This window comes from Nocardia donostiensis, assembly GCF_002081715.1.
Taxonomy (GTDB): domain Bacteria; phylum Actinomycetota; class Actinomycetes; order Mycobacteriales; family Mycobacteriaceae; genus Nocardia; species Nocardia donostiensis.
Genome location: NZ_MUKP01000070.1, coordinates 1 through 13,792 on the forward strand (window position 1 = coordinate 1; position 13,792 = coordinate 13,792).

The following is a 13,792-nucleotide window of genomic DNA, read 5'->3' on the forward strand; positions in this document are numbered from 1 at the left end:
CGCTCTGCACCGAGCGCGCCAGACCCCACACTGCCGACGACGACAGATCCACCGGCTCGCCCGGATGTACCGCGACCGCTCGTCGCGTCACCACCACGATCGGTACATCCTGAGCCAGCAGGCGCTTGATCCGGGACCAGACGCTGATCACCACATCGCGGACTGTTTCCGGGAGGTCACCAGCGGCGACCATCTGGTGATCTACCCGGATCACCGCCGCGACCCGGCCTGCGCCGGTAACGATCTCACCGATATCACCGGGGTCTGCGGCGGTGAGCTCCTCGGCGGGTTCCGCACCGAACCCGGACACACGTACCCAGTCCACTTCGTAGCCCGTCCCCGGCAAGCGTCTGCCGACCGGCTCCAGCGCAGCGACGGAGATCGGACGCAGTGTCAACGTCCCGATCCGGGCCACCGGAACACCTGAGGTGTCCGCCAGCCATAGCGTCACCTGGCCGGAGGAAGCGCTCGCCACCGCACGCACCCGCACCGACGACGCACCCGCCGCGGCGAGGGTCACGTCCTCCCAGGAGAACGGCACGGCCACCGCACCGGCGCCCGCGTCAGGGACCAACCCACCCATGACCACTGCGTGCAACGCGGCATCCAGCAGAGCCGGATGCATGCCGAACTCACCGGCCGGGCCCGCGGCGTCCGGCAAGGTCACCTCGGCGAACACCTCACCGTCACCACGCCACAACGCCCGCAGGCCACGGAATGCGGGACCGTATTCGTAGCCGCGTGCTGCGAGGTCCGCATACGCGTCATCCATATCGACGGCCGCCGCTCCCCTCGGCGGCCAGCTCATCGGCTCGGTATCACCGTCAGCGGCGCTCGCGGCCAACGGGTCCGGCACGACCGTCGCCGACACATGCCGAATCCACCGGTCAGGCTGGTCACCTTCGTCCGCGCCGGAGCCGGAGCCGCCGCTGGGTCGCGAGTACACCGACACCGCCCGCGCGCCGGGCTCGTCCGGCCCGCTCGCGACCACCCGCAACTCGACCGCCGTGTCGCCGACCAACGGCAACGGCGACTCGACCACCAATTCCGCCACCCGCGGGCAGTCCACCGTCGACCCGACATGCAGGACCAGGTCGACGAACGCCGTGCCCGGCATCAGCGTCGCCCCGGCAACCGTATGATCGGCCAGCCACGGATGACCGTCCACCGTCAACCGCCCGGTGAACACGGCCCCATCGGAATCCGGCAGCCGCACCATCGCACCCAACAGCGGGTGACCGGCCTGATCCATACCCGACTGGTGGACACTCGAGGTGGTGATCGGTGTCGGCCAGTAGCGCTGGTGCTGGAACGCATAGGTCGGCAACGACACCCGGCTCGCCGCGCGGCCCGCGAACAACGGCCGCCAATCCACCGCGACACCGGCGACATGAGCCCGCGCCAGCGCCGACAGCAACTGTGTCGGCTCGTCCACCGAACGCCGGGCCGCCGCCACGAATATCGAGCGATCCTCGATATCGGGTGTTTCGGCGAGGCACTGCCGAGCCATCGCGCTCAATACCGCGTCCGGTCCGATCTCGACGAATCGCCGCACCCCGATCGAGGCCGCCGTTTCCACTCCCGGCGCGAACCGCACACAGCCACGCAACTGGTCGACCCAATAGCCCGGATCGGTCAGCTCGGCGCCGACCACCGAGCCGGAAACATTGGACACGATGGGCACGGTGGGCTGGTGGTAGGTCACCCCTTGTGCCACGCGACGGAACTCGTCCAGCATGGGATCCATGCGGGGGGAATGGAATGCGTGACTCACCCGCAGCCGATTGGTCTGCACACCCACCTGGGCCAGCTCGGCCTCGATCTCGGCGATGGCGTCGAGATCACCCGACAGCACCACCGACGACGGGCCGTTGACGGCCGCCACCGACACCCGGTCGGCGGAACCGGCGGCAGCCTTCGCAGCGACATCCTCGGAGACAGCCGCTGCCAGCATCGCACCACCCGCGGGCAGTGCGCCCATCAATCTGCCCCGGGCCACCACCAGCGCGCAGGCGTCCGGCAGCGACCAGACACCGGCCACATACGCTGCCGCGAGCTCACCGATCGAGTGCCCGATCAGCACATCGGGCACGACTCCGAACGATTCCATCAGCCGGAAGACCGCCACCTCGAAGGCGAACAGCGCCGGCTGAGTGAACTCGGTGCGGTCGAGCAGGTCGGCCTTGCCTGGATCGAACACGATGTCTTCGAGTGAGCTGCCCAGCAACGGATCGATATGCGAGCAGACCTCGTCGAAGGCGGCCGCGAAAACATCGAAGGCCGCGTACAGACCGGCACCCATGCCGGTGCGCTGCGCACCCTGTCCGGTGAACAGTAGCGCTGTCGCGCCGGTGCCGGCCGTCGCCGTGATCGTGCCGGGCGCTCCGGCCGCGATCTCGGCCAGACCGGCCAGCAGTTCGTCGCGGTCGGCGGCGACCACCGCGCCGCGCCGATCGAGTTGGGCCCGGGTGGTTTCCAAGGCGTGGGCCACGTCCCAGAGATCGAGGTCGGCGTGTTCGCCCAACCACTGCCGCAACCGCTGCGCCTGAGCCTGCAAACCCGGCTCCGAGTTCGCCGACACCAGAAATGGCACAGCCGTGCGCGGCGGGTCGACCGGCTCGGCCGACTCGGCTCGAACACGCGGAGCCTCCTCCAGGATGGCGTGCGCGTTGGTGCCGCTGATCCCGAACGAAGACACCCCGGCGCGCCGGGTCCGGCTACCGGCCGGCCACGGCGCGGCCTCGGTCAACAGCGCCACATTCCCGTTCGACCATTCCACGTGCGGGCTCGGCTCTCCGGAATGCAGGGACTTGGGCAGCATCTCGTGCCGCAGCGCCTGCACCATCTTGATCACCCCGGCGACACCGGCGGCGGCCACGGTGTGTCCGATGTTCGACTTGACCGTGCCGATGCGCACTGGGTGCTCGCGATCCTGGCCATAGGTTGAGATCAGCGCGTGCGCTTCGATCGGGTCCCCCAGCGTGGTACCGGTACCGTGCGCCTCTACCGCGCCCACATCAGCGGGTTCGAGTCCGGCGTCGGCCAGTGCGGCCGCGATCACCCGTTCCTGGGACGGACCGTTCGGAGCGGTCAGCCCGTTGCTCGCGCCGTCTTGATTCACCGCGGTTCCGCGTACCACCGCCAGCACGTTGTGGCCGAGCCGCAGCGCGTCGGACAACCGTTCCAGCACCAGCACGCCGACGCCTTCGCCGAAGGCGACACCATCGGCGTGGGCGGAGAACGGTTTGCACCGCCCATCCGGGGACAGCCCGCGCTGCCGCGCGAAATTGATGTACAGCCAGGGGGTCGCGGCGACGGTCACCCCACCGGCCAAAGCCAGCGAGGTGTCCCCTTCGCGCAGTGCCCGGCAGGCCTGATGCAACGCGACCAGCGACGACGAACACGCGGTGTCCACGCTGACTGCGGGCCCTTCCAGTCCCAGGACATAGGACACCCGCCCGGAGACCACACTGTGTGAGGTGCCGGTGAGCCGGTAGCCCTCCAGTTCTTCGGGCACCCGGTCGGCATACCCGGAGTCACACACGCCTGCGAACACTCCGGTGTCGCTGCCGCGCAGGGCGGTCGGGTCGATACCCGCACTCTCGATCGCCTCCCAGGACGCTTCGAGCAGCAATCGCTGCTGCGGATCCATGGCCGACGCCTCCCGGGGGCTGATCCCGAAGAATTCCGCGTCGAAACCGCTGACGTCCGTGAGGAATCCGCCGCGTCGGGTGTAGGTTGTGCCCGGGCTGTCCGGGTCGGGATCGAAAAGCCGCACCAGATCCCAGTCACGATCCGCAGGGAACTCCCCGGTCGCGTCGATTCCGGCCGCTACCAGATCCCAGAGGTCGTCCGGCGACGAGACGCCGCCCGGGAACCGGCAGCTCATCCCGACGATCGCGATCGGTTCGTCGCCGCACCCCTGACCCACCTTCGCGCTCGGCTGCGCAGGGTGTTCGGCGGCGCCCTCCGAGGTGACGGGCTCGATCCGGGACAGCAGCAGCTCCGTTATCGCCGTCGCGGTCGGGTAGTCGAACACCAGGGTCGAGGGCAACGCACACCGGTGGTCTTGACCAGCTGGTTACGGAATTCCATCACACTGAGTGAATCGAACCCCAGATCCTTGAACGGCACGCCCGGGGCGATCGACTCGGCGCTCTCATGCCCGAGCACCGCCGCGGCCTGGGTCCGGACCAGTTCCAGAACGAGACGTTCTCGCTCGGCAGCCGACCGCCCGGCCAGCCGGTCGGCCAGCGTCGACAACTCACCCGAGCCTGCCGCCGCCCGCCGGCGAGACGGCCGCAACAGGCCACGCATGATCGAGCGGGTACCGGCCGAACCGGATTCGGCGAGTGCCGACCGGTCGATCCGGGCTCCGACGAAGGCCGCCCGGCCACCGGCCAGGGCCGCGTCGAACAGCGCCAAACCTTCCTCGGTACCCAGGGGCGGGAAACCGTCTCGCCGCAGCCGGGCGATATCAGCCGAACCCAGACCGGTGGTCATGCCGGTGCCGTCCTGCCACAGTCCCCACGCCACCGCGGTAGCCGCAAGACCCATGACCTGCCGGTACTGGGCCAATGCGTCGAGGAAGACATTGGCCGCCGCATAGTTCGCCTGGCCCGGGTTGCCGATCACACCCGCGATCGAGGAGTAGAGCACGAAGGCCGACAGGTCCATGGACCGGGTCGCCTCGTGCAGGTTCCACGCCGCGTCGACCTTCGGCCGCAACACCTCGGCGATCCGCTCGGGAGTCATGGTGTCGAGCAGGCCGTCGGCCAGCACACCTGCGGCGTGCACGACGGCGGTCAGCGGATGCCGGTCCGGGATCGCGGCCAGCACCGCGTCCAGCGCCGCGCGATCCGCCGCGTCGCAGGCGACGATATCCACCCGAGCGCCGAGGGCGGCCAGCTCGGCCCGCAATGCAGCGGCACCGGGGGCGTCGGGACCACGGCGACTGGTCAGCACCAGGCTGCGGACGCCGTACTCGGTGATCAGATGCCGCGCCAGCCCCGCACCGAGTCCACCGGTTCCACCGGTGATCAGCACCGTCCCGTCCGGTCGCAACGGAGTGGGCACGGTGAGCACATTCTTGCCGATATGCCGGGCCTGGCTCATGTACCGGAAAGTCTCCGGCGCCCGCCGGAGATCCCAGGCCGTGGTCTGCGACGGTGTCAGGGCGCCCGACTCGAAGAGACCGACGATGGCGGTGAGGATCTCCCGCAACCGATCCGGGTGCACATCCAGGAGCACGAAGTGGTGGTACTCCACTCCGGGGTATTCGGCGGCGACCTGAACGGGGTCGCGCTCATCGAGGAGCCCCATCTCGACGAACCGGCCACCACGGGGCAGCAACCGCAGGGATGCGTCCACGAACTCGCGGGCCAGCGAGTCCACAACGATGTCCGCACCGCGCCCATCGGTGACTTCGAGGAACTTCCGCTCGAAATCCAGCGTCCGTGAATCCGCGATCTCGTGGTCGGCGAAGCCGAGTTCACGCAGCACGTTCCACTTCGGCTCGCTGGCGGTGACCAGCAGCCGCAATCCGAGGTGCCGGGCCAACTGGATGGTTGCCAAACCGACGCCACCGGTGGCGGCATGCAGGAGCAATGTTTCGCCGGGCTCGGCGCCTGCGAGGTCGACCAAGCCGTAGTAGGCCGTCGCGTAGACGACCGGAACGGCGGCGGCCTGGACGAAGGACCAGCCGTCCGGGATCGGGACGAGCAGCCGCCGGTCGGTCACCGATACCGAACCGGCACCGGAGGTGAACCCGAATACCCGGTCGCCGGGCGCGAATTCGGTCACGTCGGGGGCCACCTCGAGCACGACACCCGCGCCTTCGACGCAGAAGGCCGCGTTGATCGATCGTGAGTCGGCATCCGTATTCGCCACCATGCCCAGCGCGATCAGCGCATCCCGGAAATTCACCCCGACGGCACGCAACGCCACCCGCACCTGCCCCGGTTCCAGTGCCCGCTCGGCGGGTGCCTCGATGAGCACCAGATTGTCGCCGGCCAAGGTGCCTTTCTCCAGGTGCGTCATCGCCCAGCCAGGAGTCTGGACGAGATCCGCGGCACCCACGATGTCGCCGACGCCGGCACTCAGCCGGGGCGCGTACCAGGTCCCGCGTCGCAGAGCCAGCTGCGGTTCGATGTCCCTGGTCACCGCCAGCGCGACTGCGCCCCGGTATTGCGACCGATCGTCCACGTCGACGAGGAAAATTCGGCCCGGGTACTCGGACTGCGCGACCCGCACCGTGCCCCACACCGGGGCCTGCGCGATATCGACCGACTCGCCCGGGTGAACAGCCACTGCACAGTGGGTCACCACCACGATCGGCTCGTCCCGGCTCAGCAGCCGCTGGATCTGTTCTGTCAGCGCGGTCACGGTGTTGCGCACGTCCCGGGGGATGTCGCCGCCGGTCGCGACGTCGAGCCGCAGCACCGAAATGGTCCGGCCGTCGATGGTCGCGATTTCACCGATCTCGGCCGGATCCCAGGTACCGGGGACACCGGGTGCACCTTCGTCCTCGGACAGCGCCACCCAATCGACCCGATAACCCATATCGGTTCGTCGCCGGGTGGCCGACAGCGCACCGGTGGATAGGGGCCGCATCGTCAGGACGCCCACTTCGGCAACGGTTGCTCCGGAACCGTCGGCGAGGGTCACCGCGACCCGGCCGGAACCCGAATCGGTGGTCGCAACCCTGACCCGCAGAGTGGTCGCACCGGCCGCGTACAGCTCGACATCTTCCCAGGTGAACGGAACAGCGATCTGTCCGAACTGGGTGTCGGGAAGAAGCCCACTCGCCAGGATCGGGTGCAACGCGGCGTCCAACAGGGCCGGGTGCAGGTCGAACTCGTCACCACCTGCACCCGCCGGTAGCTCCACCTCCGCGAACACCTCATCCGCGCGCCGCCACACGGCCCGCACACCACGGAACACCGGCCCGTACTCATAGCCCCGCTCGGCCAGATCCCGATAGACGTCGCCGATCTCCACCGCTGCCGCATCGGTCGGCGGCCACACTCGCAGACCCGAATCCGGCGTCTGGACAGTGGATCGGTGGGTGAGAGTGGCCACCACATGACGCACCCAGGTCGGAGTTTGCTCGAAACCAGCGGGACCTGTGCGACTCGAGTCGTCGGCCGGTCGTGTACGGGAATAGATCGAGACGCTGCGGGCTCCGAACTCGTCCGGCGCACCCGCCACCACCGCCCGAAACTCGACGGTATCGGCGGACGGCAACGGCAACGGCGCCTCGATCACCAGTTCGGCCACCCGGGTGCATCCGATCACCGCACCGATATGCAGCACCAGCTCAACGAATGCCGCCCCTGGCAACAAGGCCACACCTGCCACCGTGTGATCAACCACCCACGACTGCCCCGACCGAGACAATCGCCCGGTGAAAACCACCTCACCGGAATGGGGAATCTGCACCATCGCACCCAGCAACGGGTGCCCCGGATCATCCAGACCCGACTGCCACACATCCACCGCCGCCACCGGCTCCAGCCAGTACCGCTGACGGTCGAACGCATACGTCGGCAACGGCACCCGGCCCACCGCACGACCAGCGAACAACGGCCCCCAATCCACATCCACCCCCGCGACCCGCGCCGCCCCCAGTGCCGCCACGAACGCCGCCGCCTCATCGGCCGAACGCCGCGACGACGCCACGACCACCGATGCGGCCTCCAGCTCCGGGCGCTCGGCCAAGCATTCACGAATCATTGCGGTCAGCGCGGCATCCGGACCCACCTCGACAAACCGGCGAACCCCGGAATCGATCAACGTATCCACCCCGGGCGCGAACCGCACACAGCTGCGCACGTGCGACACCCAGTACTCCGGATCGCACACCTGCTCACCGATCCGGGTTCCCGACACATTCGACACAATCGGGGTCGACGGTGACCGATACGTCAATCCCTGCGCCACCGCCCGGTACTCGTCCAGAATCGGCTCCATCAACACCGAGTGCGACGCATGCGAAATCCGCAGCAACGAGTTCTTGCGCCCCGCCTCGGTCAACCGCGCCTGAATCTCGGCGACAGCGTCGGCGTACCCGGAGAACACCACCGAATTCGGGCCGTTGACCGTGCCGACCGACACCCGGTCGCCGTAACCGTCCAGCAACCGCGCGGCCTCGGCCTCCGACACCGCCGCCGCCAGCATCGCACCACCCGACGGCGCCGCGCCCATCAACCGGCCACGCGCGGCCACCAGCACACACGCATCCGGCAGCGACCACACCCCGGCTACATACGCCGCGGCGAGCTCACCCAGCGAATGCCCGGCCACCAGATCCGGCGTCACACCGAACGATTCCAGCAACCGGAACATCGCCACCTCGAACGCGAACAACGCAGGCTGCATCCATTCCATCTGATCCAGCAACCCGTCGGGATCGGTGAACATCACCGTCCGCAACGATCCCCCCAGATGCCGGTCCAGCTCCCCGCACACCTCGTCCAACGCCGCCGCGAACACGGGGAAAGCTCGAGACAAACCCGCACCCATACCCACTCGCTGGGCACCACCACCGGTGAAAAGGAACGCGGTGCTCCCCGCCCGCGCACCGCCCTCGACGACCGTCGGCGACACCGAACCGGACGCCAGCGCCGCCAGCCCCGCGATCAACTCGTCCCGGTCCGCGCCGGCGACCACCGCCCGGCGCTCCAGCCACCCCCGGGTCTCGATCAGCGAATACCCGACACTGTCCGCATCCAGGTCAGGGCGATCGATCAGCCACTGCCGCAACCGATCCGCCTGTCCGCGCAAGCCCGCTTCCGACTTACCCGACAACAACAACGGCACCACACCAGCGGCGGCACCACCGTCCCCGGTCGCACCGCTCGCCGACGCAGCCGCCGGTAGTGCGGGCGCTTCCTCCAGGATCACGTGCGCATTGGTGCCACTGATCCCGAACGAGGACACACCCGCGCGACGGACACGACCACCGGCCGGCCACGGCTCGGACTCGGTCAGCAACCGAACCGAACCGGCCGACCAATCCACATGCGGTGTCGGCGGATCGGCATACAGGGACTTCGGCAAGGTCTCATGGCGCAGGGCCGCCACCATCTTGATCACGCCGCCGATACCGGCGGCGGCGACCGCGTGTCCGATATTGGATTTCAGCGATCCGATCCGCAGTGCACGCTCCCGATCGGATCCATAGGCGGCGATCAGTGCCTGGGCCTCGATCGGATCACCCAGCGCCGTACCGGTGCCGTGCGCCTCGACCGCGTCCACCTGCGCCGGGTTCAGCCCCGCATTCGCCAATGCCGAGGCGATCACCCGTTCCTGCGAAGGGCCGTTCGGTGCGCTCAGTCCATTGCTCGCGCCGTCCTGATTGATCGCGCTGCCACGCACGACCGCCAGCACCGGATGACCGAGCCGCCGGGCATCGGACAACCGCTCGACCGCCAGCACCCCGGCACCCTCGGCCCAGGTGACACCGTCGGCGGCAGCGGAAAACGGCTTGCACCGCCCGTCGGCGGCCAGTCCCCGCTGTCGGGAGAAGTCGACGAACAGGTCCGGGCTCGCCGCAACAGTGACACCACCGGTCAGGGCCAGCGACACCTCACCCTGCCGCAGTGCCTGACAGGCGAGGTGCAGGGCGACCAGCGACGAGGAACACGCGGTGTCGACGGTGACGGCCGGACCTTCCAGGCCGAGGACGTAGGCGACCCGGCCGGAGACCACACTGTGCGCGTTACCGGTCAACCGGAATCCCTCGTATTCACCGGTTGCTCCGGGCGAGTACCCGGATGAACCGGCACCGATGTAGACACCGGTGTCGGTGTTGCGCAACGTGGCCGGATCTATCCCCGCGTTCTCCAGGGCCTCCCAGCACACTTCCAGGATCAACCGCTGTTGTGGATCCATCGCCGCCGCTTCGCGGGGCGCGATTCCGAAGAAGGCCGCGTCGAAAGCCGCCACATCGTCGATGAAGCCGCCCTCCCGGGTGTACACGGTGCCCGGCTTGTCCGGATCCGCATCGAAGAGGCGGTCCAGATCCCAGCCACGATCCGTCGGAAAGGGGGTGACCGCGTCGACACCACCGGCGACCAGGTCCCACAGGTCATCGACCGACCGCACGCCGCCCGGAAAACGGCACCCGATTCCGACGATGGCGATCGGTTCCTCTGTGCGGTCGCGGCGCACCGGTCGCGGCGCGTCGTCCTCGAGACCTTCCAGCCGGGAACGGACCAGCCGGGCGACCGCGGTTGGTGTCGGGTGGTCGAAGATCAGCGTCATCGGCAGGTCGACACCGGTGGTGCGGGCCAACCGATGCCGTAACTCGACCCCGCTCATCGACGTGAAGCCGAAGGCGGTGAACGGCAGGTCGGAGTCGATCGCGTCCGGTGAATCGTGGCCGAGTACTGCCGCCGCTTGCTCGGCGACCACCGCGAGCACCAGTGCCTGCCGCTGCGGTTCGGGCACGGCGCCGAGCCGCTCGGCGAAGGACCCGGCCACCACGGTCCGCCGTTCACGCGCCGGGCGTGCCGGGTTCGCCACCGCGGCGGTGGTATCGGGCACGGGTCCCGCCGGCTCGATCAGCAACGACTCGATGGTGAGCAACGGTTGACCGTTCTCGGTGATCGCGGCGAGATGCGCGGCGCCCGCTTCGCCACGTCCGATCCGGACGCGCGCGGCAGGCACACCACGGCGATACAGGCGGATACCGCGCAGCGACACCGTGATCGGTATCGCCGGGCTGTCGGAGCCTGCGGAGTACAAGTCCAGCGCGGGATGCAGCATGGCATCGAAGAGCGCAGGATGAACCATGAAACGCCCGGCCCCATCGGCCAGGCTCTCGTCGAGCGAAACCTCGGCGAAGTGCTCGTCGTCCTGACCCCAGGCGGTGGTGACGCCCTGGAAGGGCACACCGTAGTCGATGCCACGGTCGAACAGCCGGTCGTAGAGTTCCCCGGCGGACACCCGATCGGCCGTGGGAGGCCGGTCACCCATCGCCACCTCGGGGAAGTCCGCCGCGTCCACCGTGTCCGTGGCCGAGGCGAGCACGCCGGACGCGCACTGCACCCACATCGGCGCGCTGCTCTCGCCGCCGGTCTCGGGCCGCGCGTGCACGGTGAACAACCGATGCCCGTGGTCGTCCGCCGCCGCCACACTCACCTGCAGGTTCAGTACCCCGGCAGCGGGCAACGGGGGGTGGATCCGCAATTCGGACACCGTTTCGGCGCCGACCCGGGAGCCGACCGCCAGGGCGATATCGACCCAGACCGAGCCGGGTACCACGGCCGCCCCGGCGAGCACATGGTCGGCGAGCCAAGGATGGGTGCGGGTGGTGAGCCGGCCGGTGAACAGCCAACCGCCGGTACCCGCGAGAGGCGTTGCGGCGCCGAGAATCGGATGATCGGGATGCACCAGCCCGTACGCGCGCACATCGCCCGCGCCACCGGTCGCATCCGGCGTCCAGCACTGCCGACGTTGGAAGGCATACGTGGGCAGGTCCACCGGGGCGGTGAGCGGAGCGAACATCTCGGCAGGCACATCTATGCCCACGCAGTACGCCCGAGCCAGCGCGGCGCCGAACTGCTCCGCACCGCCACGGTCGCGTTCGAGCGTGCCCAGCACGGCCACCCGCTCGGATAGTCCCAGCGACCCGGCGGTGAGTTCGATCGCCACGGTGAGCACCGGATGGGGACTCACCTCGACGAACGCGTTCATTCCTGTGCCCATCAAGCTGCGCACCGATTCGGCGAACCTGACCTGCCTGCGCAGACCGCGATACCAGTACTCGGCATCCAGGCCTGCGGTGTCGAGGTAGTCGCCCGTCACGGTCGAAAAGAACGGGATCGACCCCGCAGCGGGCCGGATCGGCTCCAGTTCGGCCAGCAATCGATCCCGGATCCGTTCCACCGCGGCCGAATGCGAGGCGTAGTCCACCGGAATCCGCTTCGCCCAGACTCCCTCGGCCGCGCACTCGTCGAGAAACTCCCCGATCGCGTCCGCATCACCGGACACGACCGTCTGCCCCGGACCGTTCTCGGCGGCGACCGACAACCGAGCACCGAACGTGCGCAGCCGATCGGCGACGGCGTCCGCGGACAGTCCGACCGCCGCCATACCGCCGGATCCGGCGAGCGCCTGGGCCACCGCCTGTGAGCGCAACGCCACCACCCGGGCGCCATCCGCTGTCGACAGGCCGCCGGCCACCACCGCGGCCGCGATCTCACCCTGCGAATGGCCCAGTACCGCGGCCGGCTGGACACCCCGCGCCTGCCATGAGCGCGCCAGTGACACCATGACCGCGAACAGCGCCGGTTGCACCACATCCACCCGGTCCAGTCCGGCGGCACCCGGTTCGGCCCGCAGCACCTCGGTCAACGACCAGTCCACGAACGGCGCCAGCGCCGCTTCGCATTCGGCGATGGACGCGGCGAACACCCGGTCGGCGGCCAGTAACCGGGCACCCATCCCCACCCATTGGCTGCCCTGGCCCGGAAAAACGAACACCACATGACGGGTCGCGGCCCGCTCGGGTACGACCACCCCCGGGCCGGAATCGGGTGCCGGGTGGATGAGCCCGGCCAGTCCGTCCGACAGGATGTCGGTATCCCCGCCGACCACGGCCGCGCGCCACTCCAGCCGCGCGCGAGACCGGGCCAGCGACGATGCCACCGCCGCGGCGTCGAGGTCAGGGTGATCGCCGAGCCAGTCCCGTAGCCGAGCGGCCTGCGCGCTCAACGCCTGTGGACTGCGCGCGGACAGGACCCAGGTCAGTGGCTGCCCGGGTGCGGTATCCGGAGCGCCGGAATCCGTCCCCGCCGCGGCCGCCGCACCGGCGGGAACTCCTTCCAGGATCACGTGCGCGTTGGTGCCGCCCATGCCGAACGACGAGACAGCGGCCCGGCGCACCGGCGCGGCCGGCCAGGGCCGGTTGCCGGTCACCACGGTCAGGCCCAGCTCATCGAGCGGGATCCGGGGATTGGGCGTGTGGAAGTTCAAGCTGGGTACCAGCTCGCCGTACCGCACACACAGTGCGGTCTTGATCAACCCGGCGATTCCGGCCGCACCCTCCAGGTGCCCGATATTGGTCTTGACCGAGCCGACAGCCAGCCGCCGCCCGGCCGGTCGGCCTGCGCCATAGGTATCGCCCAGAGCAGCCGCCTCCACCGGATCCCCCGCAGGGGTGCCGGTGCCGTGTAGTTCCACGTAGTCCACCGACTCCGGCTCGACCCCGGCGTTCGCCAGCGCGGCCCGGATGACCGTCGCCTGGGTGGCCGGGCTGGGCGCGCTCAGCACCTGCCGCTCATTGCCGTTGTTGACCGAACTGCCACGGATCACCGCGTAGACCCGACGGCCCTTGGCCACCGCGCGGTGCAGCGGTTCGAGCACGACGATGCCCCCGCCTTCACCACGGACGGTTCCATCGGCGTTCGCATCGAAGGTATGACACTTTCCCGACGGCGAATGAGCGCCGAATTGTTCGTAGCGCTCGCCGCTGAGCGGCGACAGGATCAGGTTGATACCACCGGCCAGCGCGACCTCGCAATCACCACGGCGGATCGCTTCAGCGGCCAGGTGCACCGCCACCAGAGACGAGGACTGCCCACTGTCGACCACCAGGCTCGGCCCCGTGAACCGGTAGTAATTCGAGATCCGGTTGGCCGCCACACCCCGGCCCACCGCCCACAGCGAATGCCTGCCGATACCGGCTCTTCCCCGCGCGGCCACGATTTCGGCGAAGTCGGTGCCGGTACTGCCGAGGAACACACCGGTGCCGGTGGCAGCCTCGGCCGCAGCACCGAAACCCGCG

Annotated in this window: 2 protein-coding genes; both read right to left on the reverse strand. The window is 69.2% G+C overall.

Annotated features, from left to right (window positions below):
- Positions 1–4,054, reverse strand: a 4,054-nt coding sequence (locus B0T44_RS24790) for a type I polyketide synthase (protein ID WP_139795351.1), incomplete at its 3' end; no start/stop codon positions are given.
- Positions 4,009–13,792, reverse strand: a 9,784-nt coding sequence (locus tag B0T44_RS26810; RefSeq protein ID WP_139795352.1) for a type I polyketide synthase, incomplete at its 5' end; no start/stop codon positions are given. The genes B0T44_RS26810 and B0T44_RS24790, both read right to left, overlap by 46 nt.